We start from the raw sequence: 22832 nt of genomic DNA, 5'->3' as shown, positions 1-22832 counted from the left end.
TGTCCAGCCCTCGTCGTCCCGGCGAATGCCGGGATCCAGACGGGAGAAATTCGCTGGCGGAGTATCCGACGGATGGTGCATGGTCGGCGTGATCGACGACGAAAGGACCGCATGCTCTCCGAGGAACAGGTCGAGGCGTTCGTCGCGGACGGATTCGTGAAGGTGGAGGGGGCGTTCCCCCGTGCGGTGGCCGACGCCGGACGCGAGATCCTATGGCGGGAAACGGGTTGCGACCCGGACGATCCGTCGACGTGGACGCAGCCGGTGATCCGACTCGGCGATCATGCCGAGGAGCCGTTCCGGCAGGCGGTGAACACTCCGGCGCTGCGCGAGGCCTTCGCTCAGCTGGTCGGGGCGGGTCGGTGGTGGCCGCGGGGGAGCCTGGGGACATTCCCCGTCCGATTCCCCAGCGGTGCCGAGCCCGGTGACGACGGCTGGCATGTCGACGCGAGCTTCGAAGGCGACGATCCGGCGAACTTCCTGACCTGGCGGCTCAATCTGTGGTCGAAGGGACGGGCGCTGCTGATGCTCTTCCTGTTCTCCGATGTGGGCGAGGATGATGCCCCGACGCGGATCCGTGTCGGATCGCATCTGCGTCTGCCGAATGTCTTGAAGCCGTTCGGTGAGCCGGGTGCCCCGATGGGGGAACTGGCCGACACCTACGCGGCCACCGCCGACCTTCCGGAGGCGACCGCCATGGGCGAGGCCGGGGACGTCTACCTGTGCCACCCCTTCCTCGTGCACGCCGCACAGCCCAACCGGGCGGGCCGCCCGAAATTCATGGCCCAGCCGCCGCTGATCCTGCGCGAGCCGTGCGTACTCGAACGGCCGGACGGCACGTATTCGCCTGTGGAACAGGCAATTCGGCTGGGACTACAGACTTCGGCCGACCCTTCCTGATCTACTGGTCAGCGCGGACGGCGGGTGCGCCGCAACACCTCCAATCGGGTGAGGTACTGGTCCTCGTCGATCTCGCCGCGGGCGAATGCCGACCGCAGGGTGCCGACGCCGCGGTTGCGCCAGCGTGCCCGCCGGGTCGCGAACACGATGCCGATCACGGTGAGCCAGAACAGGACCGGGAAGATCCAGAAGAACGGCCAGGGGTGCCAGCCGTCGTGGTAGTGGTCGGCGAGGAAGGAAATCGCCTCGGGACTTGCGTAGATGTTCATGACTCCCAGCCTGTTCCGGTCCGCCGCCGGGGACATCGGCGCGCGAGCGGCAAACGGCATACGCCTGCGCGCGTAGTCCCGGTCCGGTCCGGACGCTCACCCGAACGACATGACGGCGCCGGATCCGTCGGCCGCGGCGAACTCGAAGAAGCGCACCAGGTGGAGATAGTTCGCGCGCAGGTAGTCCAGGGCGTCGTCGCCGTCGAGCCAGATGTTCGGGTAGACCTCCTGCGCCGTCATTCGCTCGGCGTCGAAGTGGCGGGCCAGCTGCCGAGCCCGGACGGACCAGATTCGGCGGGCGTACCGTGGGTGGCGCCCGCGCAAACGATCCCGGAGTGCACCGATGACCGATCCCGACCTGACACTCATCGCCGTCCTGCTCGACCGCTCCGGTTCCATGCAGTCGATCAAGTCCGATACCGAGGGCGGCTTCGCCGCGTTCCTCGAGGAACAGCGCGCGGTGCCGAAGCGGATCGAGGTGACGCTGGCCCAGTTCGACACCGAATACGAACAGCTGTACGCGAATTGTCCACTGGCCCAGGTGCCGCCGCTGCACCTGCAGCCGCGCGGGATGACAGCGCTCTACGACGCGGTCGGCCGACTGGTCACCGAGGTCGGCACGGAACTGGCGCAGCGCCCCGAGGACCGGCGCCCCGGCACCGTGATCGTCGTCGTGCTCACCGACGGCCACGAGAACTCCAGCAGGGAATGGTCGCATGCGGCGGTCAAGTCGCTGATCACCCAGCAGCAGGAGGTGTACAACTGGAACTTCCTGTTCCTGGGCGCGAATATGGACGCCGTCGCGATCGGCGCCGAGATGGGTTTCGATCCCCGGCAGGCCATCACCTACGCCGCCGCGCCGGGCGGCGTGGCCGGGGTGTTCCGCGCCGCCGCGGGCAATTCCGCGCGGCTGCAGTCCGGATACGGAGCGCCGATCGGATTCACCGAAGACGAACGGCAGCAGTCGAATCCGGGCGGGTGAGATGCCGCGTCACTGCCAGCCCGGCCGCACCAGCCCCGACTCGTAGGCCATGACCACCAGCTGGGTGCGGTCGCGGGCGTTGAGCTTCAACAGAATTCGGCTCACATGCGTGCGCGCGGTGGCCGGACTGAGGAACAGTCGTTCGGCGATCTCGGCGTTGGTGAGGCCCTCGGCGACCAGCGCCATCACCTCGCGTTCGCGGTCGGTGAGTTCGGACAGCTCGGCGGTCGGCGCCGGTTTCGCACGCGAGGCGAATTCGGAGACCAGGCGCCGGGTCACGCTGGGGGACAGCAGCGCATCGCCCGCCGCCACCACCCGCACCGCCTTGACCAGATCGGCCGGCTCGGTGTGCTTGACGAGGAAACCCGTTGCGCCCGAACGCATTGCCTCGAAGACGTACTCGTCGAGCTCGAAGGTGGTCAGCACCACCACCTTCACCTCCGACAGCGTGGCGTCGGCGGCGATCTCGCGCGTGGCGGCCAGCCCGTCCAGCACCGGCATGCGAATATCCATGAGCACCACGTCCGGCCGCAGCTCGCGCGTCATCCGCACGGCCTGCTCCCCGTTGTCGGCCTCGCCGACCACCGCGATCCCGTCCTGCGCGTCCAGTAGCGCCACGAACCCGCCGCGCACCAACGCCTGATCGTCGGCCACCAACACCCGAATACTCACCGCACCTCCCGATCTCGAAGCTCGATCATGACGCCCACCGAAAGGGTGCCGCAGGTGTCCGCTCCCGGGAAGGGCGTCGAGGTCATCGGCCTGCCCCGGAGGTCGTGGAGTCGTCGAGGCGGGGGATCGGGAGGGCGGCGTGGACGCGGAAGCCGCCGTCGGTGCGGGGGCCAGCTGTCAGCTCGCCGCCGAGGGCGTGGGCCCGCTCGATCATGCCCGGAATCCCGTTGCCGCCGACGGTTGTGGACGGTTGTGGATATTTCGAAGGGTCGCCGTTCGCGGGGGACGCGGGGCCGTGCTGTCCGCCCCCGATGTCGTCGATGGTCAGGCGCAGGGTGTCGGGGGAGAAGTCCACGGTGACAACGGCTTCGGCGCCGGAGGCGTGGCGCAGGACGTTGGTCAGCGACTCCTGCACGATGCGGGCGGCCGCGCCGTCGAGCACGGCGGGCAGGCGCTGTGGCGCGCCGCGGGTCTCGGTTCGCACCGTCAGCCCGGCCGCGCGAGCCGGTCCGAGCAGGGTCTTGAGATCGGTGATACCGACGGCCGGAGTCGTCGGCGCCGCAACGGTTTCCGCACCGGCCCGAATCGAGCGCAGCAGGGCGTGCACCTCGCCGAGCGCGTCGCGGCTGGCCTGTTTGATCGCCGCCAGCGAGGTGGCCGCCTGGTCGGGCTTGCGGTCCAGCAGTTCCAGCGCCACCGACGACTGCACATTGATCACCGACAGGCTGTGCGCCAGCACATCGTGCAATTCGCGGGCGATGGCCAGGCGCTCCTCGGTCGCCCGCTGCTCGCGCTGGGCCAGCTCGCGCGCCCGTTCCGCCTGCTCGTTGCGGCGGGCGGCCTCGGCCCGCTGCCGCCGGGCCACCAGCACCGCACGGCGCTGCCTGATCCCCTCCGCTATCGCGACCAGCACGCTCAACCACGCCAGCAGTCCGGCCGCCTGCCAACCGTTGGTCGAGTATCCGCGCAATGCGGGGATCGGCCACACCATCAGCAGGTACCCGAGCGGCAGCAGCGGGTAGGTGTACCAGCGTGAGCCCCGGCTGGCGGCGGTGAGGAAGGCGATCACCAGTGCGAGGAAAATCGGCCCGTAACCGTAGCCGACCAGCAGATATGTGGCCGTGGCCGCCAGCACTCCGTAGAGCGCGGGCTGTGGGTAGCGGCGGCGGGCCACCAGCAGCAGCGGCCCGGTCACCAGTAGTGCGTAACCGAGCGCGTCGAGGGCGCGAGTCCCGCTCTGGTGCGTATTCGCCGCGCTGCCACCCGCCAACTGCACGACGGCGACGACGACCGCGGGCAGCACATCCCGCAAACCCGGCCACACCCTCGACTCCACACACGAACGGTAGCGCCGCCACATCCCGAACGGGAGCTACGCGCCGCGAATTACGTCTGGATACGTACGCCGGGTCACGCCGGGCGGCGGATGTGTTCCTCCTGGTCGCAGGCGGATTCTCGGGGGCATGAACTTCGACGATCCCGGGCGGACATCCACCGCCACGGCCGCGGTCGTGACGACCGATGCCCTGACCAAGACCTACGGTACCCACACCGCCGTCGACTCCGTGGCCATGACGGTGTACGCCGGTGAGATCTACGGATTCCTCGGCCCCAACGGCGCCGGTAAGACCACGACCCTGCGGATGCTGGTCGGCCTGATCCGGCCCACCTCCGGCGCGGCCACGGTGCTGGGAAGCCATCCCGGCGACCCGGAAACGCTGCGGCGCATCGGTGTTCTGATCGAGGGCCCCGGCTTCTACCCGTACCTGTCCGGCCGCGACAACCTCCGGCTGCTGGCCCGCTACCGCGGCGTCGGGCGCGACGGCGTCGAGCAGGCGCTGGAGCGGGTGGGCTTGGCCGATCGGGCGCACGACAGGTTCCGCACCTACTCGCTGGGGATGAAGCAGCGGCTCGGCGTGGCCGCGGCGCTGCTGGGCCATCCAGACCTGCTCATCCTCGACGAACCCACCAACGGGCTCGACCCGGCCGGGATGGCCGAGATGCGCGAGCTCATCACCGGACTCGCCGCCGACGGGCACACCGTCGTGCTGTCGTCTCACCTGCTCAGCGAGGTGCAGGAGATCTGCGACCGCGTCGGCGTCATCTCTCGGGGGCGCCTGCTCACCGAAGCCACGGTGAGCGAATTGCTCGGGGCGGCAACGCTCTTCCTGCGGGCCGAGCCGGTGGAGCTGGCCTTCCCGGCGGTCCGTCGAGTGGTGGGCGATCGATCCGCGTTGCTGACCGCCGCCGGTATCAGAGTGGATGCCGGTACGGCGATGGCGCCGGCGGTGGCGCGCGCGGTGATCGCGGCCGGTGCGGATCTGCTGGAGCTGCGCATCGACGAAAAGTCGCTGGAGGAAGTGTTTTTCGAGATGACGAAACTGGAGGAAGCGGCATGAGCGTCAGGCAGGGAATGCGGGATGTGGTGGCCTGCACCGCCGCGGAACTCGATCGGCTGCGCAAGTGGCCCGCGTTCTGGGTCGTGCTCGGCACCTGGATCCTGCTGAATCTCACCTTCGCGTACCTGTTCAACTACCTGGCCTACACCACGGGCGACAGCTCGCGGATGTCCAACGGACAGCCGCGCGAGGTCTTGCTGCGGCTGATGCTGCCCGCCGCGGTGCCGGAGGTGTTCACGCAGGGGATGGCGATGTTCGGCGGTGCGCTGATGCTGGTGCTCGGCGCGATGGTGACCGGCAGCGGATACGGTTGGGGCAGTTGGAAAACCGTCCTCACCCAGGGCCCCGGGCGGGTGAGCGTGCTGACGGGCACCGTGCTGGCGCTGTCCGCGGTGGTGGTCGGGCTGGTCTGTGCGGCGTTCGTGATCGACACCGGGGTGGCCGCGGTGATCGGCTCCGCGCAGCACGGTTCGCTGGCGCTGCCGTCAGCGGGCCGGGCGCTGCTCGGAATAGTCACGGGCACGCTCATTCTCGGGATGTGGACACTGGCCGGTGCGCTGGTCGGCGCCATCGCCCGGGGCCCCGCACTGGCCGTCGGCCTCGGGCTGGTGTGGGTGCTGGTGGTCGAGAACCTGCTGCGTGGCGTCGGCGCGATCTTCTCGCCGATCCAGGCTGTGACGGACTACCTTCCAGGCACGGCGGCCGGATCACTGGCCGGTGCTATGCGCACGGTCGGGGGCGCGGCGACCCCCGGGGTACTGGACGTGCTTTCCCGCCCGGTGTCGTTCGCGGTGCTCGGCGTGTACATCGCGGTATTCGTCACCGCCACCGTGTGGTCGGTCAAGCGCCGCGACATGGTTTGAACGACAACACAATACGTAGTACGGGCCCGCGGGGTGCCGGAGTTGCGGTCAGCCGAGCACCCCGTAGGCCACCTGCCTCGAGGCCCTCGCGATCTGGTCGGGGGTCAGCTTGCGGGAGCGCTGACCGCGATAGACCTCGGAGGCGAGTGGGGCGAGCAGGATGTTGGCGTAGCAGGCCGCCGGTGCGGCTCCGGGGCCGAGCGGGGGCGGGCCGCCGAGCGTACGGGCGAGCGGCCGAGCGGGTAGGTTCGGTCGGGACGGCAATCCATTCCGACTGTGAAAGGACAGTGATGCCAACACGTACCGCGCGCACCGCTTGGACCGGGGGCCTGCAGGACGGCTCTGGCCAGGTCGAGCTGGCGAGCTCCGGCGTCGGCAAGTTCGACGTGTCGTTCCCGAAGCGGACCGCCGACACGGCCGAGGGCACCACCAGCCCGGAGGAACTGATCGCCGCCGCGCATTCGTCGTGCTACGCCATGGCGCTGTCGGGCCAGATCGGCAACGCCGGCGGCACGGTGCGGAGCCTGGACGTCAACGCCGATGTCACGCTGGGTCCGGATCCGGCGGGCGGCTTCCACATCAGCACCATCAAGCTGACCGTGCGCGGCAAGGTCGACGGGCTGGACGCCGCGGGCTTCCAGGCCGCCGCCGAGGGCGCGAAGACCGGCTGCCCGATCAGCAAGGCGCTGGCGGGCGTCGGCACCATCGAACTGGATGCCGCGCTGGAGTCCTGAACGCGTGAGGACATGACGAGGGGCGGTGTGAACGCACCGCCCCTCGTTGTGTTCGCCTACGTGCATGTCCGCCGTTGCCGTGTGCGGCCGCGGACCACGTACGTCAGGCGGCGACCGCGGCCTGCCTGCGATCGGCGAACTCCGTGAGGGTCGCGAATGCCAGCCCCAGCACGGCCCACAGCGTGGCCGAGACCGCCAGCGACGACACCCGGAACTGCCACAGCAGAGTCGCCGGGAAGTTGTCCTTCACTTCGTTCACCCCGGGCAGCGCGATATAACCGACCGCCGTCACGATCACGAACGCCGCCACCGCACCGCCGAACCTGACCGTGCTCAGTTGCGCGGCGAGCAGGCGGTGCGCGAACACCGCGCTGCCGACCGCCGCGAACCCGAGCAGGACCGCCGCCACCCACAGCAGGGTGCGCTCGTTGATCGTGTCCGGCTCGCCCACCGCCGGGGGATTGGCCGGGTACTTGAAGAACGGCACCGCGGTGATCGCGAGCCAGCCGCACAATCCCAGTGCCACAGCCAGTTTCGGCCCCGGCAGGCTGGTGTGGCGGCGCGCGAAGTGGGCCGCGGCGGCGAAGATCGCGCCCAGCGCCAGCCCGGACAGCCCGAGTGCGAGGAATTCGCCGAACTTCTGCCCACCGCGGCTGACCAGTGGTTCTTCGGACTCCTCGTGGGAATGCCCGCCTGCCGCGGCCTCCTCGATGGCGATGGCCGACTCGACCCTCGGCTCGCCTATGACGAACCCGACGGTGCCCGCCAGCAGTCCGGCGATGAGTCCGGCCAGCAGGCCGCGTAGGAGCAGGGTCTTCAGCGAACCGGTCAGTGGCACGGCACGCCCAGCAGGTGTCGCCCGTCGTGCATCAGCTCGTGCAGGTACATCCCGCTCCGGGAGACCGCGCCCTGATCGAAGCCGACCAGGTACAGCGTGAGCAGTGCCAACAGGACGACGCCTACCGCAACGAGCACGGTGGCGAGCGAATCGGTTGCGCGGCCGGGGGTGTGCGCAATGGCCATGGTGGTCCTCCTTCGGGGATGGTCGCGTCCCCGCGAGCGAGTCTGGCAACGACGGTGCCGATGTCTGGCTAACCGGCCGAGGGGCCGGATTACAGTGGCGCGACCGCCCCGGAATCGCACCGGGTTACCGCGTCACCGTCGCTGTGGTCACCTGAACTGTGACACCCTGAGTTCTGTGGCGTCAACTGCGGGATCGTCATTCGGCCGCCGCCCCCGGCTGCTGATCGGAATCGTCGCGGCGACAGTGACCGTGCTGGTCGTCGCCGCGATCGTGGTCGCGGTCCGTGCGCGGTCCGGGGACTCGTCGCTGTCGTACCCCTGCCCCGGGGACCCGGCTTCCGCCGAACCGGGGTGGGCGCCGTCCTCGGCGTCGTTCGCCGCGGGTTTCGAGGCGCATCCGTTCGTCGGCAACGGTTATCTCGGCCTGCGGGTGCCGCCCGCCGGAACCGGTTACGTCGAGACCGGTGAGCGCACCGGCTGGCCGCTGTACACCCCGCGCTACGACGGTGCGTTCGTGGCCGGGCTGTACGGGCGCGAACCGGCGCTGGCCGACGGGCTGACGGTGGCCGCGGCGCTGCCGAACTGGTCGACGTTGCGGGTCGGGGTCGGCGGTGAAACCTTCTCTCCGGCAACGTCACCCGCGCAGGTGTCGAACTTCCGGCAGACCCAGTTCCTGCGCTGCGGCATGGTGCGGACCGAACTGACCTGGACCACGCGCGACGGCCGCGCCACCGATCTGGCCTACGACATATTCGCCGATCGCACCGATCAGCACGCCGCCGCCGTACATCTCACCGTCACGCCGCACTGGGACGGGCAGGTGACCGTCACCGACCTGCTCGATTTCGCCGGTGCCCGCCGCATCGATCGGACCGGGTTCTCGTCACCGGCTCCAGGCACCCTCAATGCCGAATTCCGTACTAGGACAACGAATGTGGTCGGCAATGTGGCCTCGGTGCTGGCCGCCGACGGTACGGTGCGACCGCAGGAATCCGGCCAGCAGGCGACATCGGAGGTCGTGTCGGGAAGGCCCCTCGAGGTCACGAAGTTCGTCGGCGTCGACACCGGGCTCACCGCCGCCGATCCCGGCCGGTCCGCGACGGACGCCGCGCGCGGGGCCGCCGAGCGAGGGTGGCCGAATCTGCTTGCCGCACAGGCGCGGGCGTGGCGCGAGCTGTGGGCATCCGATATCGAGGTGCCCGGCCGCCCGGACGTGCAGCGCTGGACGCGCGGCGCGCTGTACTCGCTGTATTCGGCGACGAATCCGCGGCAGGACAACAGCGTGTCGCCGACCGGTCTGAGCAGCGACAACTACGCCGGTCTGGTCTTCTGGGACGCCGATATCTGGATGTACCCGGGGCTGCTGCAACTACAGCCGGAGCTGGCGCGGTCGGTGGTCGAATACCGCTACAAGACCCTGCCGGGCGCCCGCGAGAATGCCCGGCGCCTGGGCTATCCCGGCGCGTTCTATCCGTGGACGAGTGCGAGCACCGGCGATCTGTGGAGCGAATGCCACAGCTGGTCGCCGCCGCACTGCGTGACCCAGATCCACCTGCAGGGTGATGTGTCGCTGGCCGCGTGGCAGTACTACCTGGCAACCAAGGACGTCGGCTACCTGCGCGACCGCATCTGGCCGATCATGTCGAGCCTCGCCGAATTCTGGGCCGCGCGTGCGACGCCGAACCCGGACGACAGCTTCTCGGTCCGCGATGTCGCCGGGCCGGACGAGTACAGCAACGGCGTCGACGACGGTGTGTACACCAACGGCGTCGCGGCCGTGGCGCTTCGGAACGCGGTCACGGCCGCGCGTATCATCGGCGCGCCCGCGCCGCCGGAGTGGACGGCGCTCGCCGATCGGCTGCGCATGCCGTTCGATGCCCGTGACGGCATATTCCTGCAGTACGAGGGATATCGCGGATCGGAGATCAAGCAGGCCGATACGGTACTGCTGCAGTATCCGCTGGAGTGGCCGATGCCGCCGCAGGTAGCCGCGAAGACGCTGGACTACTACGCGGAGCGCACCGATCCGGACGGACCCGCCATGACCGACTCGGTGCATCAGATCGATGCCGCCGCCAACGGTGAGGCGGGCTGTTCGGTGGGCACCTATCTCGACCGCTCGGCCCGTCCCTTCGCCCGCGAGCCCTTCGGGCAGTTCGCCGAGGCGCGCGGCGAGAAGGCGGGCGCCACGGATCCGCACGCCGGCGCCCCCGCATTCTATTTCACAACGCTCGCAGGCGGTTTCGTGCAGGAGTTCACCAACGGCCTGGTGGGACTGCGTCTTCGCGAGGATCGGGTGCGACTGGACCCGCTGCTCCCGCCGCAGCTTGTCGACGGCGTGACGGTGCGCGGATTGGATTGGCAGGGAAGGGTTTTCGACGTTGCCGTCGGTCCCCGGCATACTACGGTCACGCTCCGGTCGGGGGAGCCGCTGCCGGTGGAGACGGCCGCGGGCATACGCCGGGTCGAGTCGGGGAGTTCGCTGGAGTTGCCGACCCGCCGCCCCGATCTGGACCCCACTGCCGACGCGGCGCAGTGCAAGACCGCCATGGCCTCGAGCGAACAGCCCGGCGACTATGCCGAGGCGGCCGTCGACGGCGATGCCGCCACCAGCTGGCTGCCCGCCGCCGACCGGGCGGAGCTGACCGTCGACCTGGGCGCGGTGGGCGCCGTCACGCGGGTGCTGCCGCAGTGGAACGGCCCCGCCCCCGCGTCGTCCGAGATCGCGATCTCCCGCGACAACCGCACCTGGACAACCGTGCCGCGCGACGAGAACGGCGTGCTGGCGACCCCCGCCTACGCCCGCTACGTCCAGATCCGCCTCACCGGCGTCGACATCGCCGCGGACGCGGGCATCCGCGAACTCGACGTCACCACCGCACCCGGGTAGCGGCCCGGCGTCATTCGGTGGAAGATTTCCCGGGGATGTCGAGGACGACCTCGAATTCCAGCAGCGATGCTCCGGACGACACCGGCTTGCGCGTCTGGCCCGCATGCGCCTGCCTGGCCGGGCCGTCCCGCCACGCGGCGAACGACTCCTCCGAATCCCACTGCGTGACAACGAAGTACCGCTCGTCTCCGGCGACCGGCCGCAGCAGCTGGAAACCGAGGAACCCGGGCGAGTTCTCCACCGCATGTGCTCGTGCGGCGAACCGCTTCTCCAACTCGGGCCCCGCACCCTCGGGAATCTCGATCGCATTGATCTTCACAACAGCCATGCGCACCAGGCTAGCGCTCGCGTACCCACACCTCCCGCGGACGTATCGTCGGGGGCGATGCTGTACGACGAGGGTGGCGCCGGGGTGCCGATTCTGCTGCTGCACGGGCTGATGGGCAGTGCGCGGACTTGGCGTGCGCACCTGGACTGGTTGCGGGAGTTCGGGCATGTGTACACCTTCGACGCTGCCGGGCACGGCCGCCCGGCGCCCGAGGAGCTGAGCACCGAGGCGTTCGTCGCCGACCTCGCGGCGGCCACCGCGGAGATCGTCGAACCCATGGTGGTGATCGGGCATTCGATGGGCGGGCTGCACGGCTGGGTGTTCGCGGCGGCGCAACCCGGGCGGGTGCGGGCCCTCGTGGTCGAGGACATCGCCCCGGACTTCCGCGGCCGCACCGCCCGCGACTGGGCGGCCATGATCGAGGCCTGGCCGCAGCCGTTCCCCGACGCCGCCGCGATGCTGGACTTCTTCGGCCCGGTCGCCGGGCGGTACTTCCTGGAATCGTTCGAGCACGGCCCCGACGGCTACCGCCTGCACGGCGACGTCACCACCTTCCGCGACATCTCCGAGGAATGGGGCACCCGCGACTTCTGGGGCCAGTGGCGCGCGGTGCAGGCCCCCGCGTTGCTGATCGAGGGCGAGCACACCATCACCCCGCCAGGCCAGATGCGCGAGATGGCTCAGGTACACCCCAACGCCCGCTACGCGAAGATCGAGCAGGCAGGCCATCTGGTACACGACGATCAGCCCGCCGCCTACCGCGCCGAAGTCGAGGGCTTCCTGCGCGAGGTGCTCGCCTGACACCCCGTCATCCCGGCCAAAAGCGCGCCGGGATGACGGGAGCTGTGCCGAATGGCGGTGGTGTGCCGGGTTGACGGGGCTGTGTCGAATGGCGGTGGTGTGCCGGGTTGACGGAGCTGTGCCGAATGGCGGTGGTGTGCCGGGTTGGCGGGGCTGTGTCGATCGGCGGTGTTGTGTCGAGACTGCGGTGGTGTGCCGGGTTGGCGGGCCTGTGTCGATCGGCGGTGGTGTGCTGAGACCGCGGCGGTGGGCCGGGATGGGGGGTCGTGTGAACGAATATTCTCGTGTTCTGTGTGTTGAAGGTCTTGGTTACGTGCGTTGATAGGTTCCGAAGTAAGTTTGGCGTCTGTTTGATGGCGGTCGCCTTCAGTCCTGGGGGGCCGCCGTCGTATGCTCGTCGCACGCCCCCGAACGAAGGTGACCACACGATGATCGACTTCTCGATTCCCGCCGAGCTCGCCGCCGAACGCGACCGGATTCGCCAGTTCGTCATCGACAAGATCGTCCCCTACGAGCGCGACCCCCGGCTGACCGCGCACGGCCCGAACGACGAGCTGCGCCAGGAACTCGTCGAACTGGCCCGCGCCGAGAAGCTGCTGACCGTACAGGCCCCGGTGGAGCTCGGCGGGCGCGGCCTGTCGCACATCGAGCAGGCCGTGCTGTACGAGGCGGCGGGCTGGTCCACCCTCGGCCCGGTCGCGATGAACTGCGCCGCACCCGACGAGGGCAATATGTTCCTGCTCTCCAAGGTCGCGAACCAGGAGCAGACCGACCGCTACCTGATGCCGGTGATCAACGGCCGGCAGCGCTCCGTCTTCGCGATGACCGAACCCGGCGGCGCCGGTTCCGACCCGGGCCAGTTGGCCACCACCGCCACCTTCGACGGCGAGAACTTCACCGTCAACGGCCGCAAATGGCTCATCACCGGCGCCGACGGGGCCAAGACCTGGATCATCATGGCGCGGCTGGAGGCCAACCCGCATCTGCCGGAGGGCCCGACGCTCTTGCTGACCGACGGCGACACCCCGGGCATCGTCATCGAACGCACCATGAACACCATGGACCGCAACTACGTCGGCGGCCACGGCGTGGTGCGCTTCGAGAACCTGGCGCTGCCCAAGGAATCGGTGCTCGGCGAGACCGGTCAGGCGATGCGGTACGCGCAGTTGCGCCTCGCCCCCGCCCGGCTCACCCACTGCATGCGTTGGCTCGGCGCCGCGGAACGCGCGCAGAGCATCGCGGTCGACTACGCCAAGACCCGCACCGCCTTCGGCAAGCCGATCGGCGAGCACGAGGGGGTGTCGTTCATGCTGGCCGACAACGAGATCGCGCTGCACCAGTGCCGCCTGACCATCTGGCACGCCTGCTGGCTGATGGACCAGGGCCACAAGGCCCGCCACGAGAGCTCGATGGCCAAGTCGTACGTGTCCGAGGAACTGTTCAAGGTGGCCGACCGCTGCGTGCAGGTGCTCGGCGGCATCGGAATCAGCGACGAGACCGTGGTCGAGATGATCTTCCGCGATATGCGTGCCTTCCGCCTGTACGACGGCCCCACCGAGGTCCACAAGTGGGCGATCGGCCGCCGCGTGCTGCGCTGATTTCGGCCCCGTCTCCGGCTCTGTCCCCGCGGGTTGCGTGGGTGTGGGGGTCCGTGATCTTGTTGGTTTCGGTGGTACGGACGTTGTCCGGTCCGGCAAGCTTTCTCGGCGGTGCGGCCGGGCCCGAAGCCGGGCGCGGGCAGCGGCGACAGAACTAGGATCTTCTCGTATGAGTTCGGAATTGCACGTCGATGTCTCTGCCGGCATCGCCGTGCTCACGCTCAATCGTCCCGCTCAGCAGAACGCCTTCACTCCGACGATGGCCGCCGAGCTCGGCACGGCGCTGCGGCGCTGCGACACCGAGGACGCGATCCGCGCGGTGATCATCACCGGCACCCCGCCCGCCTTCTGCGCCGGGGCCGACCTGTCCAACCGGGTCGGCGACGTCACCGGCACCATCGACCCGCCGCCGTGGCGGATCCGCAAGCCGGTGATCGCGGCGGTCAACGGGCACGCCGTCGGGATCGGCCTGGCGCTCGCGCTGCAGTGCGATCTGCGGTACATGGCTCGCGATGCCGTCTACGGGCTCAATCAGGTACGGCGCGCGGTCGTCGCGGACGGCTACGCGCACTGGACGCTGCCGCGGCTGGTCGGCATGGCCAACGCCGCCGACATCATGCTCACCGGCCGCACCTTCGACGGCGACGAGGCCAAGGCGATGGGCCTGGCCAACAGCTGTCTGTCCGCCGGTGAGGTGCTGCCGACGGCGCTCGCGGTCGCGCACGATATCGCCGGTGGCTCGGCGCCGCTGCCGGTCGCGCTGTCGAAGCGGCTGCTGTGGGAGAGCCTGGGCATGAGCGCCGAGGCGGTCGGCCGGTTGGAGACCGATCTGAACAATTACGCGGCCCAGAGCGCGGACGGCGGCGAGGGCATGGCGGCCCTGCGCGACCGGCGCCAGCCGAAATGGTCCGGCAGCGTCAGCGCCGAATGGCCCGCCTGGGGGGTTCCGATCGAGCCGGACCGCCCCGGCCTGGGCTGACCCGCTCAGGCGTTGCCGCCGATCAGCATGAACATGAACAGGATCCCGACCAGCACCATCAGCACGGTTCCGACGATGCCGAGGATGTAGCCGACCAGCACCTGCATGCGGCCGCCGATCTGGCCCCCGGAGGCCTCGATCTGGTCCAGCGCCCGCTTGCCCATCGTCCACGCCACGGGACCCAATGCGCCGCAACAGAATATGCTCAGCGCCCCGAGCAGCAGGATCGTTGTCGCGTGTGGGTGCTCGACCGGGTTCCCGATCTGCTGCTGCTCGAGCCAGTAGTACGGGGGCTGGTTCATGGCCACCGATCAAGTCTATGGGGACAGGCCCGGCGAAAGCGCGCTGACGCGCAAGGTTCCGGTCAGATTCGGCGCCGGCGGGCGATATCGGCCAGCACCACACCCGCGGCCACCGAGGCGTTCAGCGACTCCACCGGCCCCGCCATCGGAATGCTGAGGATGCTGTCGCAGGTATCGCGGACCAGGCGCGACAGGCCCTTGCCCTCCGAGCCGACCACCACGACAGTCGGTGCGGTGCCGTCGAATTCGTCCAGTGTGGTGTCGCCGCCCGCGTCCAGGCCCACGATCTGCAGCCCGGCATTGGCGTAATCCTTCAGTGTGCGAGTCAGATTGGTGGCGCGGGCCACGGGCAGCCGGGCCGCCGCACCCGCGCTGGTGCGCCACGCCACCGCCGTGACGCTGGCGCTGCGGCGTTGCGGAATCACCACGCCGTGCCCGCCGAAGGCCGCCACCGAGCGGATCACCGCGCCGAGGTTGCGCGGGTCGGAGATGTTGTCCAGGGCCACCAGCAGCGCCGGTTCCGCCGCGCCGCGGGCGGCGTCCAGCAGATCGTCCGGATGCGCGTAGCGGTACGGCGGAACCTGCAGCGCCATGCCCTGATGCAGTCCGTTGCTGCTCATCTTGTCCAGGTCGGTGCGCGGCACCTCCAGGATCGAGATCCCGGTGTCCGCGGCGTATTTCACCGCCTCCGTGAGCCGCTCGTCGTTCTCGGTGCCGACCGCGACGTACAGTGCGGTCGCGGGCACACCGGCGCGCAGGCACTCCACCACGGGATTGCGGCCCAGCACCAGTTCCGGACCACCATCCCCCTTGCGGGTGCCGGGCCGCCCCGGGGACCGGCCCTTCGCCGGTGCGGCCTTGGCCGCGGCCGCCGCCCGCTTGGCCGCCGGATGGTACTTGCGCGCGGTCGCGGGCGGGGTCGCGCCTCTGCCCTCGAGGCCGCGGCGGCGCTGCCCGCCCGAGCCGACCGTCTGGCCCTTCTTGGTGCCGCCCTTGCGGATTGCGCCCCGCCGCTGCGAATTGCCTGCCATCAGTACGCCTTCCGAGTCATAGGGGACACCCGCGCGCGGGGGGACATGCCCATCACGCCTCCTTGTTCAGGGACCATTCCGGTCCCTCCGGGGTGTCGGTGACCTCGACACCGGCCTCCTTCAACCGGTCGCGCACCGCATCGGCGGTGGCCCAGTCCTTGTCGGCGCGGGCCTGCTGGCGCCGGTCCAGTTCCGCGCGCACCAGGACGTCGAGGGCGTCCAGGGCGGCGGAGGAGTCGGCCGGGTTCAGCCAGTGCGGGTCCAGCGGATCCACGCCGAGGATGCCGAGCATGGCGCGCGCCTGCGCCGCCGATTCTCGGGCGATGTCGGTCGCGCCGGACTCCAGGGCCTTGTTTCCCTCGTGCACGACGCGGTGAATCTCGGCCAGCGCCCGGGGAATTGCGAGATTGTCGTCGAGCGCCTCCGCGAAGGCGTCGGTCCACTTGCCGACCGGAACCGCCCCGGCGCGCTCCACCGTGCGCTGCACGAACGCCTCGAGCCGCTGATAGGTCTGGGCCGCGTCGCGCAGCGCCTGATCCGAGTACTCCAGCATCGAGCTGTAGTGCGCGCTGCCCAGATAGAACCGAAGTTCCACGGCCCGAACGTTTTTCAGCACATTGGGCACCGACAGCGTATTGCCCAGCGATTTCGCCATCTTTTCGCCGCCCAGCGTCACCCAGCCGTTGTGCAGCCAGTACCGGGCGAAGCCGTCCCCGGCGGCACGCGACTGGGCGATCTCGTTCTCGTGGTGTGGGAACACCAGATCCATACCGCCGCAATGGATGTCGAATTCGGGCCCGAGATAGAACTCGGCCATGGCCGAGCATTCCAGATGCCAGCCGGGGCGGCCCGGTCCCCACGGCGACGGCCAGGTCGGCTCGCCGGGCTTGGCGGCCTTCCACAGCGTGAAGTCGAGCGGGTCGCGCTTGCCCTCGCCCGCGCTCTCGCCCTGGTGTACGTCGTCGAGCCGATGGCCGGACAGCTTGCCGTACTCGGGATAGCTGCGAACGTCGAAGTAGACGTTGCCCTCCGAGGGATAGGCGTGCCCGCGCTCGATCAGGCGCTGCATCAGCTCGACCATCTGCGTGATGTGCCCGGTGGCGCGCGGCTCCACCGACGGCGCCAGCACGCCGAGCGCCTCGTACGCGCGCTGGAAGGCGCGCTCGTGCGTGGCGGCCCACTCCCACCACGGGCGGCCCGCGGCGGCGGCCTTGTTCAGGATCTTGTCTTCGATATCGGTGACGTTGCGGACGAACGACACATCGTTGCCGTTGGCGACCAGCCAGCGGCGCAGCACGTCGAACGCGACGCCGCTGCGCACGTGGCCGATGTGGGGAGCGCTCTGCACGGTGGCGCCACACAGGTACAACGAAACACGGCCGGGGACCAGCGGCGTGAAATCACGCAGGGTCCGCGTTTCGGTGTCGAACAGGCGCAGAGTCACGACCAGCCATCCTAGCTATGGGCAAAGAGCGAGAGTACGGGCGGTTTATTGCAGGGTACGGGCGCACGGATCACGCGCGCATCCGCGGGTGGGAGCCGAGGTTCAGTCCGAACCCGGACAGTCCCCGGTACAGCGCCGCAGTAGTGCGGTCGCCACCGCCGCCACGCCCTCGCCGCGGCCGGTCAGGCCCAGGCCGTCGGTGGTGGTGCCCGATACCGAGACCGGCGCACCCAGAAGTTCTCCCAGTGTCTGCTGGGCCTCGGCGCGGCGCGGCCCGATCTTGGGCCGATTGCCGATGACCTGCACGGCGGCGTTGACGATCGCGTAGCCGGACTCGTCGAGCAGCCGCCGCACCTCCTTCAGCATGGCGGCGCCGGATACGCCCTCCCACTCGGGACGGCCGGTGCCGAATACCGCACCCACATCGCCCAAGCCCGCCGCCGACAACAGCGCGTCGCAGAGCGCGTGCGCGGCCACATCGCCGTCCGAGTGCCCGGCGCAACCGCTGTCGCCCTCGAACAGCAGGCCCGCGATCCAGCAGGGTCGGCCCGGCTCGATGGGATGGACGTCGGAGCCGATGCCGACGCGGATACCCGCCATCTCGCTCACGGCTGCACCTCGCTGACGCTCGGCTCCGCCGTGCGCGAGGCGCGCTGTGTTGCTGGTTCACTCACGCCGACACCTCGCGAATATCGCTGTCGTCGAGCAGCGTTCGGGCCAGGCGCAGGTCGAGCGGGGTCGTGATCTTGAAAGCCATCGGATCGCCCGGGATGACCCGGACGTTCGCGCCCAGGAGTTCGACCAGGCCCGCATCGTCGGTGGCGGGGAGGGCGTGCGCGTAGGCCTCGCGCAGCAGCCGGGCGTCGAATCCCTGCGGGGTCTGGATCGCGCGCAGCTGCGCACGATCGGGAGTGCCGGTCACATCGCCACGTTCATCGACCGATTTGATCGTGTCGGTCACCGCGACACCGGGGACGACCGCGCGCTGGCCCGCGCGCAACTCGCCGACCACCCGGGCGATGAGCGCGGGCGGGGTCAGGGCGCGCGCCGCGTCGTGCACCAGGAAATGATCGGCGTCCGGAGCGGCCGCGATACCGGCGCGCACGGAATCGGTGCGTTCGGCACCGCCCGCGACCACGCTCACCGGCACCGATTCGTCGCCGCCGCGGTGCGGGCTGCGACCGTTGCGTCCTGCCACCCGGGCACGAGTGGCGAGCAGGACCTCCGCCTCACCGATCTGCTCGGCGGGCACCATGATCACGATGCGGTCCACGACCTCGGACGCGATCAGGCCGTCCACAGCGAGTGTGAGCATGGGCCTGCCGCCGACCGGGACGAAGGCCTTGGGCATCGATTCGCCCAGGCGTACGCCCCGACCGGCGGCAGGCACCAGCGCCACGACACGACTGTCGTCGGTCGTACTTCTCACGGTCAGGAAGCCGCGGCGAGAACCTCGTCGAGCAGGGTCTCGGCCTTGACATCGTCGGTGCCCTCAGCGAGGGCGAGCTCACCGACGAGGATCTGGCGGGCCTTGGCCAGCATGCGCTTCTCGCCGGCGGACAGGCCGCGATCCTGCTCCCGACGCCACAGGTCACGCACGACCTCGGCCACCTTGTTCACATCGCCGGAGGCGAGCTTCTCCAGGTTGGCCTTGTAGCGGCGGGACCAGTTCGTCGGCTCTTCCGTATGTGGCGCACGCAGCACCTGGAAGACCCGATCGAGACCCTCCTGGCCGACGACGTCGCGGACGCCGACGTACTCCGCGTTCTCTGCGGGAACCCGAACGGTGAGATCGCCTTGTGCGACCTTCAGGACCAGATACTCTTTCTGCACACCCTTGATGGTGCGAGTCTCGATAGCTTCGATCAGCGCCGCTCCGTGGTGGGGGTAAACGACGGTGTCTCCGACCTTAAAAATCATGTGTCCCGTGCCCCTTTCGATGTTCACAGTTTAACATGCGACTCGGTAACGGCGCGATCAACGACGCAGGTCAGGGCCACAACGGGGGAGCGGTGGGGGTTGACAGAACCGCATCCGTGTGCATCCCCTTGTGCCAGAACGGCTTCCGAGCGGTGGCCGACCGCGCCTACCGCCGACTTCTCGTCGCGGGCCTCCGAGTGTCGAAGCATAGACGGCCGCGAATCCGGCCGCCGGAGCGCCCGCCGGGATGGCAATGACCATAGACATAACACCCGACACGGGGGGTTCGGCGTCAACTACTACGCTCCCTACTACTACTCTGCATCGTGGAGTGAGCCGGTCGACATGGAGGACAACCCGTGACTGCCCTGAATGCCACCACAGCGTCGAAGGCACCACGGCGTGCCCCGCGTAAGCCGCGACGTGCCGTCGCGGTCGCCGCTATCGCCGCGGGCGCGGCCCTCGCACTGTCCGGCTGTGGCGCGGGTCAGATCTCGCAGACCGCCTCGCAGGTCGCGGCCGTGAACGGCAACAGCGCCGACGTCGGCAAGGTGGCGCTGCGCGACGTGCGCATCCTGCTGCCGCAGTCGGGGCAGTACACCAATGCCAAGGGCGGCAAGGCCGTGCTCGCCTTCAGCGCCGTCAACGCGGGCGAGTCGAAGTCGGACGAGCTCACCAGCATCACCTCCGATCTGGGGCCGGTGAAGATCACCCCGGGCAGCCCGCAGCTGAAGTTCCAGCAGACCGTCGTCGCGGGCCTGCAGGCCGCGCCCGCGGGCGAGCAGGCCGGACACGGCGACGAGCACGCCGCCCCCACCAGCACCGCGGCGCCCACCAGCTCGGCGGCCCCGACCACCGCCGCTCCGAGCAGCGCCACCGCTTCGAGCGCCGCGCACCCGGAGGGCCTCGGCGCCGCGGAGCACCCGGCCGAGCCCGGCAAGCCGATCCTGGTCGAGATCACCGGGCTGACCCAGGACATCACCCCGGGCCTGACCTACCGGGTGACGTTCAACTTCAAGGAGAACGGGACCGTTCAGGTCGACGTGCCCGTCGACGCCGGGCCGGACACCGCGCGCAAGGAAGGCAAGGCGGCCGAGGGCGCGGGCGAGGGCAAGAGCGGGCACTGACGTTCGGTGGCGGATCCGTCGGCGCGGCGGGAGTCGTCGGTGTCGTACTCGATCCTTAGGCTGCGTTCGTGGCCAAGGTGAAGTCGCTGTATCGCTGTTCCGCGTGCGGGCACGAGGTTGCCAAGTGGGTGGGGCGCTGCCCGGGGTGTAGCGAGTGGGGATCGATCGAGGAGGCGGCGGCCACCCCGGCCACGACGTCGGCGGGTCGCAAGGCGCTGCTGCCCTCCACGGCGGCGGCGCCGATCTCCACCATCGACTCACAGGTGACCCGGGCGCGGTCGACCGGCGTCGGCGAACTCGACCGGGTGCTGGGTGGCGGCGTCGTACCCGGATCGGTGGTGCTGCTGTCCGGGGAACCGGGGGTGGGCAAGTCGACGCTGCTGCTCGAGGTCGCGCATCGGTGGGCCCGGCAGCGCGACGAGCGGTCGCTGTACGTCACGGCCGAGGAGTCGGCGGGACAGGTGAAGCTGCGGGCCGACCGCACCGACGCGGTGCACGAAAGGGTCTATCTGGCAGCCGAATCCGATCTCGCGACCATCCTCGGCCACGTCGAGCAGGTGCGGCCCACCCTGCTGGTGGTCGACTCGGTGCAGACCATGCTCGCCGCCGACGCCGACGGGGTGATCGGCGGCGTCACCCAGGTCCGCGCGGTGACCGCGGCGCTCACATCGCTGGCCAAAGCGAGCGGTATCGCGGTGCTGCTGGTCGGCCACGTCACCAAGGACGGCAATGTGGCCGGGCCCCGCACCCTGGAGCATCTGGTGGACGTGGTGCTGCAGTTCGAGGGCGACCGGCACTCCACGCTGCGCATGGTGCGCGGGATCAAGAACCGCTTCGGCAGTGCCGACGAGGTGGGCTGCTTCGAACTGCACGACAACGGGATCGCCGGTGTCTCCGACCCTTCCGGGCTGTTCCTGCACCATCGTGCCGATCCGGTGCCGGGAACGGCGATCACGGTCGCCATGGACGGCAAGCGCCCGCTGCTGGGCGAGGTGCAGGGCCTGACCGTCGAGACCCAGATCCCGGCCCCGCGCCGGGCGGTGAGCGGGCTCGACTACAACCGGGTCGCGATGGTGCTCGCCGTGCTGCAGAGCCGGTGCGGGGTCTCGCTCGGCAAGGCCGACGTCTACGCGGCGACGGTCGGCGGCATGCGGTTGTCCGAACCCGCCGCGGACCTGGCGATCGCGTTGGCGCTCACCGGCGCCGCGCGGGACCGGCCGGTGCGCGCGGGGATGGTGATCCTCGGTGAGGTCGGCCTGGCCGGAGAGGTGCGGCGCGTCACGGGGCTCGGGCGTCGACTCGCCGAGGCGGAGCGGTTAGGTTTCACGGAGGCGTTGGTGCCGCCGGGCGTGGACCGCTCCGGCATCGCCATGAAGGTGCACGAGGTGGCGGACGTCCGGGCGGCCATCGCCCGAGGTCTGCAGAAGCGAAGTCGCGAGCGTGCGGAGGCTGCCGAATGAACCCGGAGACGGCGGAGCCCAGACGCGCGGGTCGCCGCACGGCGACGCCCGAGGCGACGGCGCCGGATACTGCCGCGCGCCTGGTCCCGGGCACCGCGCTGCGCGACGGCATCGACCGGATCCTGTTGGCGCGCACCGGTGCGCTGATCGTGCTGGGGTACGACGAGGCGGTCGAGCAGATCTGCGACGGCGGCTTCGAACTGGATGTGGAATTCTCCCCGACCCGACTGCGCGAGCTGTCGAAAATGGATGGCGCCGTGGTGATCTCGACCGACGGCACGCACATCCGGAGGGCCAATGTGCATCTGGTGCCGGATCCGGCGCTGCCGACCGAGGAGTCGGGCACCCGGCACAAGGCGGCCGAACGCACCGCCGCGCATACGGGCCACCCGGTGGTGTCGGTGAGCCGGTCGACCGGAATCGTCACGGTGTACACGCCCGGCAGTCGGCAGGTGATCCAGCCGTCGGAGGTCATCCTCTCCCGGGCCAACCAGGCGATGGCGACCCTGGAGCGCTACCGGTCTCGGCTGGACGAGATGACCAGGCAACTGTCGCTGGTGGAACTGGAGGACTACGTCACGCTGCGCGACGTGCTGACGGTCGTGCACTGCCTGGAACTGATCCGGCGGGTGGCCCGCGAGATCGACTCCGATGTGGGGGTACTCGGTGTCGACGGCCGCCAGCTGGCACTGCAGCTGGCCGAGGTGGTGGGCAATACCGACGGCGTGCGCCGCCTGGTGGTGCGCGACTACCTGCGCGCCGACCGGGTCGACGACGCCGCGATCGACCGAGCCCTGGCACAACTCGACGAACTGCTCGAGGTGGAACTGTTGGAGCCGACGAATCTGGCTCCGCCCCTGGGCTTTCCGGCGACGATGGAGGCCCTCGACACCGGCGTAGGGCCGCGCGGCTACCGGCTGCTCGCCGAGCTTCCCCGGGTCTCGCTGCAGGCGGTGGAGCCGCTGGTGGCCGCGTTCGGATCGCTCCCGGGGTTGCTGTCGGCGACGACGGCCGAACTCGAGGCCGTCGAGGAGGTGGATGCCCTGTTCGCGCGCCAGGTCCGGGAGGGGCTGTCCCGGCTGGCCGAATCCGGCAGCGTGTGACCGGCGC

26 protein-coding genes and 1 riboswitch are annotated in these 22832 nt (G+C 69.9%); of the genes, 12 read left to right on the top strand and 14 right to left on the bottom strand.

What is annotated here, in order from left to right; genetic code table 11:
* Positions 1-111: 111 nt before the first annotated feature.
* Positions 112-900, top strand: a complete 789-nt coding sequence (locus tag ACYVLQ_RS22925; protein WP_460699546.1) for a phytanoyl-CoA dioxygenase family protein — start codon at positions 112-114, stop codon at positions 898-900.
* A gap of 8 nt (positions 901-908) precedes the next feature.
* On the opposite strand, the gene ACYVLQ_RS22920 is transcribed toward ACYVLQ_RS22925, so the two are convergent.
* Positions 909-1169 (bottom strand): SHOCT domain-containing protein, encoded by a 261-nt coding sequence (locus ACYVLQ_RS22920; protein ID WP_460699545.1) that lies wholly within the window; start codon positions 1167-1169, stop codon positions 909-911.
* Between the two features lie 96 nt (positions 1170-1265).
* Positions 1266-1538 carry a DUF1877 family protein gene (locus ACYVLQ_RS22915; RefSeq protein WP_460699544.1) on the bottom strand — a complete coding sequence of 91 codons (273 nt, stop codon included), beginning with the start codon at positions 1536-1538 and terminating at the stop codon, positions 1266-1268.
* Between ACYVLQ_RS22915 and ACYVLQ_RS22910 the strand changes: the two genes are divergently transcribed.
* A complete protein-coding gene (locus ACYVLQ_RS22910; RefSeq protein WP_460699543.1) occupies positions 1513-2151 on the top strand; it encodes a vWA domain-containing protein in 639 nt (212 codons plus the stop codon). The two genes, ACYVLQ_RS22915 and ACYVLQ_RS22910, sit on opposite strands and share 26 nt — an antisense overlap.
* A 9-nt stretch (positions 2152-2160) precedes the next feature.
* On the opposite strand, the gene ACYVLQ_RS22905 is transcribed toward ACYVLQ_RS22910, so the two are convergent.
* Together ACYVLQ_RS22905 and ACYVLQ_RS22900 are read right to left on the bottom strand one after the other, a co-directional pair.
* Complete coding sequence (locus tag ACYVLQ_RS22905; protein ID WP_460699542.1) at positions 2161-2823, bottom strand: response regulator; 663 nt, start codon at positions 2821-2823, stop codon at positions 2161-2163.
* An 82-nt stretch (positions 2824-2905) separates the two neighbouring features.
* On the bottom strand, positions 2906-4159 hold the full coding sequence (locus tag ACYVLQ_RS22900; protein ID WP_460699541.1) for a sensor histidine kinase: 1254 nt from the start codon (positions 4157-4159) through the stop codon (positions 2906-2908).
* A 127-nt stretch (positions 4160-4286) separates the two neighbouring features.
* Between ACYVLQ_RS22900 and ACYVLQ_RS22895 the strand changes: the two genes are divergently transcribed.
* Together ACYVLQ_RS22895 and ACYVLQ_RS22890 are read left to right on the top strand one after the other, a co-directional pair.
* A complete protein-coding gene (locus ACYVLQ_RS22895) occupies positions 4287-5222 on the top strand; it encodes an ABC transporter ATP-binding protein (RefSeq protein ID WP_460699540.1) in 936 nt (311 codons plus the stop codon).
* Positions 5219-6085 carry an ABC transporter permease subunit gene (locus ACYVLQ_RS22890; RefSeq protein WP_460699539.1) on the top strand — a complete coding sequence of 289 codons (867 nt, stop codon included), beginning with the start codon at positions 5219-5221 and terminating at the stop codon, positions 6083-6085. Before ACYVLQ_RS22895 ends, ACYVLQ_RS22890 begins: the two co-directional genes overlap by 4 nt.
* Before the next feature lie 48 nt (positions 6086-6133).
* On the opposite strand, the gene ACYVLQ_RS22885 is transcribed toward ACYVLQ_RS22890, so the two are convergent.
* Positions 6134-6349 carry a hypothetical protein gene (locus ACYVLQ_RS22885; RefSeq protein WP_460699538.1) on the bottom strand — a complete coding sequence of 72 codons (216 nt, stop codon included), beginning with the start codon at positions 6347-6349 and terminating at the stop codon, positions 6134-6136.
* Positions 6350-6375: 26 nt separating this feature from the next.
* Between ACYVLQ_RS22885 and ACYVLQ_RS22880 the strand changes: the two genes are divergently transcribed.
* Positions 6376-6819, top strand: a complete 444-nt coding sequence (locus ACYVLQ_RS22880; RefSeq protein ID WP_460699537.1) for an OsmC family peroxiredoxin — start codon at positions 6376-6378, stop codon at positions 6817-6819.
* Positions 6820-6922: 103 nt separating this feature from the next.
* On the opposite strand, the gene ACYVLQ_RS22875 is transcribed toward ACYVLQ_RS22880, so the two are convergent.
* Positions 6923-7657, bottom strand: a complete 735-nt coding sequence (locus tag ACYVLQ_RS22875) for a CbtA family protein (protein WP_460699536.1) — start codon at positions 7655-7657, stop codon at positions 6923-6925.
* A complete protein-coding gene (locus ACYVLQ_RS22870) occupies positions 7648-7842 on the bottom strand; it encodes a CbtB domain-containing protein (protein ID WP_460699535.1) in 195 nt (64 codons plus the stop codon). Before ACYVLQ_RS22870 ends, ACYVLQ_RS22875 begins: the two co-directional genes overlap by 10 nt.
* A 38-nt stretch (positions 7843-7880) precedes the next feature.
* Positions 7881-8024: riboswitch (cobalamin riboswitch) on the bottom strand.
* On the opposite strand from ACYVLQ_RS22870, the gene ACYVLQ_RS22865 reads away from it, so the two are divergent.
* On the top strand, positions 8018-10732 hold the full coding sequence (locus ACYVLQ_RS22865) for a discoidin domain-containing protein (RefSeq protein WP_460699534.1): 2715 nt from the start codon (positions 8018-8020) through the stop codon (positions 10730-10732). It overlaps the preceding riboswitch by 7 nt.
* 10 nt (positions 10733-10742) lie before the next feature.
* On the opposite strand, the gene ACYVLQ_RS22860 is transcribed toward ACYVLQ_RS22865, so the two are convergent.
* The gene (locus ACYVLQ_RS22860) at positions 10743-11060 is read right to left on the bottom strand and encodes an antibiotic biosynthesis monooxygenase family protein (RefSeq protein ID WP_460699533.1); all 318 of its coding nucleotides are present in this window, start codon (positions 11058-11060) and stop codon (positions 10743-10745) included.
* 57 nt (positions 11061-11117) lie between these two features.
* Here ACYVLQ_RS22860 and ACYVLQ_RS22855 point away from each other — a divergent pair, with 57 nt between their 5' ends.
* The 3 genes from ACYVLQ_RS22855 (at position 11118) to ACYVLQ_RS22845 (ending at position 14438) form a co-directional block, all read left to right on the top strand.
* Positions 11118-11861 carry an alpha/beta fold hydrolase gene (locus ACYVLQ_RS22855; protein WP_460699532.1) on the top strand — a complete coding sequence of 248 codons (744 nt, stop codon included), beginning with the start codon at positions 11118-11120 and terminating at the stop codon, positions 11859-11861.
* Between the two features lie 428 nt (positions 11862-12289).
* Positions 12290-13459, top strand: coding sequence for an acyl-CoA dehydrogenase family protein (locus ACYVLQ_RS22850; RefSeq protein ID WP_460699531.1), 1170 nt, complete (start codon positions 12290-12292; stop codon positions 13457-13459).
* A 169-nt stretch (positions 13460-13628) separates the two neighbouring features.
* Positions 13629-14438: an enoyl-CoA hydratase/isomerase family protein gene (locus tag ACYVLQ_RS22845; protein WP_460699530.1), complete on the top strand. Its 810-nt coding sequence runs from the start codon at positions 13629-13631 to the stop codon at positions 14436-14438.
* Positions 14439-14443: 5 nt separating this feature from the next.
* Here ACYVLQ_RS22845 and ACYVLQ_RS22840 read toward each other — a convergent pair whose 3' ends face one another.
* The 6 genes from ACYVLQ_RS22840 to carD form a co-directional block, all read right to left on the bottom strand.
* A complete protein-coding gene (locus tag ACYVLQ_RS22840) occupies positions 14444-14740 on the bottom strand; it encodes a DUF4190 domain-containing protein (RefSeq protein ID WP_460699613.1) in 297 nt (98 codons plus the stop codon).
* A gap of 62 nt (positions 14741-14802) precedes the next feature.
* Entirely contained in the window at positions 14803-15771 is a 969-nt protein-coding gene (rlmB, locus tag ACYVLQ_RS22835; RefSeq protein WP_460699529.1) for a 23S rRNA (guanosine(2251)-2'-O)-methyltransferase RlmB, read from the bottom strand.
* A 52-nt stretch (positions 15772-15823) separates the two neighbouring features.
* Complete coding sequence (gene cysS / locus ACYVLQ_RS22830; protein ID WP_460699528.1) at positions 15824-17215, bottom strand: cysteine--tRNA ligase; 1392 nt, start codon at positions 17213-17215, stop codon at positions 15824-15826.
* A gap of 102 nt (positions 17216-17317) precedes the next feature.
* Positions 17318-17806 (bottom strand): 2-C-methyl-D-erythritol 2,4-cyclodiphosphate synthase, encoded by a 489-nt coding sequence (ispF, locus tag ACYVLQ_RS22825; protein ID WP_460699612.1) that lies wholly within the window; start codon positions 17804-17806, stop codon positions 17318-17320.
* A gap of 79 nt (positions 17807-17885) precedes the next feature.
* Positions 17886-18566, bottom strand: a complete 681-nt coding sequence (gene ispD / locus ACYVLQ_RS22820) for a 2-C-methyl-D-erythritol 4-phosphate cytidylyltransferase (RefSeq protein ID WP_460699611.1) — start codon at positions 18564-18566, stop codon at positions 17886-17888.
* An 80-nt stretch (positions 18567-18646) separates the two neighbouring features.
* On the bottom strand, positions 18647-19135 hold the full coding sequence (gene carD / locus ACYVLQ_RS22815; protein WP_019931623.1) for an RNA polymerase-binding transcription factor CarD: 489 nt from the start codon (positions 19133-19135) through the stop codon (positions 18647-18649).
* 359 nt (positions 19136-19494) lie between these two features.
* Between carD and ACYVLQ_RS22810 the strand changes: the two genes are divergently transcribed.
* The 3 genes from ACYVLQ_RS22810 (at position 19495) to disA (ending at position 22825) form a co-directional block, all read left to right on the top strand.
* Complete coding sequence (locus tag ACYVLQ_RS22810; RefSeq protein WP_460699527.1) at positions 19495-20262, top strand: hypothetical protein; 768 nt, start codon at positions 19495-19497, stop codon at positions 20260-20262.
* 68 nt (positions 20263-20330) lie between these two features.
* Positions 20331-21722 (top strand): DNA repair protein RadA, encoded by a 1392-nt coding sequence (radA, locus tag ACYVLQ_RS22805; protein WP_460699526.1) that lies wholly within the window; start codon positions 20331-20333, stop codon positions 21720-21722.
* Positions 21719-22825 carry a DNA integrity scanning diadenylate cyclase DisA gene (disA, locus tag ACYVLQ_RS22800; RefSeq protein WP_460699525.1) on the top strand — a complete coding sequence of 369 codons (1107 nt, stop codon included), beginning with the start codon at positions 21719-21721 and terminating at the stop codon, positions 22823-22825. Before radA ends, disA begins: the two co-directional genes overlap by 4 nt.
* Positions 22826-22832: the final 7 nt, after the last annotated feature.

The organism is Nocardia thraciensis, from assembly GCF_054782435.1.
Note: the sequence above shows the minus strand (reverse complement) of the source record. Positions and strands in the feature narration are given on the sequence as shown.

Excerpts from the sequence above, each read along its gene's own strand:
- ACYVLQ_RS22855 (WP_460699532.1), top strand. The coding sequence starts at position 11,118 with ATGCTGTACGACGAGGGTGGCGCCGGGGTGCCGATTCTGCTGCTGCAC.
- ACYVLQ_RS22910 (WP_460699543.1), top strand. The coding sequence starts at position 1,513 with ATGACCGATCCCGACCTGACACTCATCGCCGTCCTGCTCGACCGCTCC.
- ACYVLQ_RS22880 (WP_460699537.1), top strand. The coding sequence starts at position 6,376 with ATGCCAACACGTACCGCGCGCACCGCTTGGACCGGGGGCCTGCAGGAC.
- ACYVLQ_RS22925 (WP_460699546.1), top strand. The coding sequence starts at position 112 with ATGCTCTCCGAGGAACAGGTCGAGGCGTTCGTCGCGGACGGATTCGTG.
- ACYVLQ_RS22850 (WP_460699531.1), top strand. The coding sequence starts at position 12,290 with ATGATCGACTTCTCGATTCCCGCCGAGCTCGCCGCCGAACGCGACCGG.
- ACYVLQ_RS22890 (WP_460699539.1), top strand. The coding sequence starts at position 5,219 with ATGAGCGTCAGGCAGGGAATGCGGGATGTGGTGGCCTGCACCGCCGCG.
- rlmB (WP_460699529.1), bottom strand. The coding sequence starts at position 15,771 with ATGGCAGGCAATTCGCAGCGGCGGGGCGCAATCCGCAAGGGCGGCACC.
- ispD (WP_460699611.1), bottom strand. The coding sequence starts at position 18,566 with ATGCCCAAGGCCTTCGTCCCGGTCGGCGGCAGGCCCATGCTCACACTC.
- ACYVLQ_RS22845 (WP_460699530.1), top strand. The coding sequence starts at position 13,629 with ATGAGTTCGGAATTGCACGTCGATGTCTCTGCCGGCATCGCCGTGCTC.
- disA (WP_460699525.1), top strand. The coding sequence starts at position 21,719 with ATGAACCCGGAGACGGCGGAGCCCAGACGCGCGGGTCGCCGCACGGCG.
- ACYVLQ_RS22860 (WP_460699533.1), bottom strand. The coding sequence starts at position 11,060 with ATGGCTGTTGTGAAGATCAATGCGATCGAGATTCCCGAGGGTGCGGGG.
- ACYVLQ_RS22920 (WP_460699545.1), bottom strand. The coding sequence starts at position 1,169 with ATGAACATCTACGCAAGTCCCGAGGCGATTTCCTTCCTCGCCGACCAC.
- carD (WP_019931623.1), bottom strand. The coding sequence starts at position 19,135 with ATGATTTTTAAGGTCGGAGACACCGTCGTTTACCCCCACCACGGAGCG.
- ACYVLQ_RS22840 (WP_460699613.1), bottom strand. The coding sequence starts at position 14,740 with ATGAACCAGCCCCCGTACTACTGGCTCGAGCAGCAGCAGATCGGGAAC.
- ACYVLQ_RS22870 (WP_460699535.1), bottom strand. The coding sequence starts at position 7,842 with ATGGCCATTGCGCACACCCCCGGCCGCGCAACCGATTCGCTCGCCACC.
- ACYVLQ_RS22895 (WP_460699540.1), top strand. The coding sequence starts at position 4,287 with ATGAACTTCGACGATCCCGGGCGGACATCCACCGCCACGGCCGCGGTC.
- ACYVLQ_RS22915 (WP_460699544.1), bottom strand. The coding sequence starts at position 1,538 with ATGAGTGTCAGGTCGGGATCGGTCATCGGTGCACTCCGGGATCGTTTG.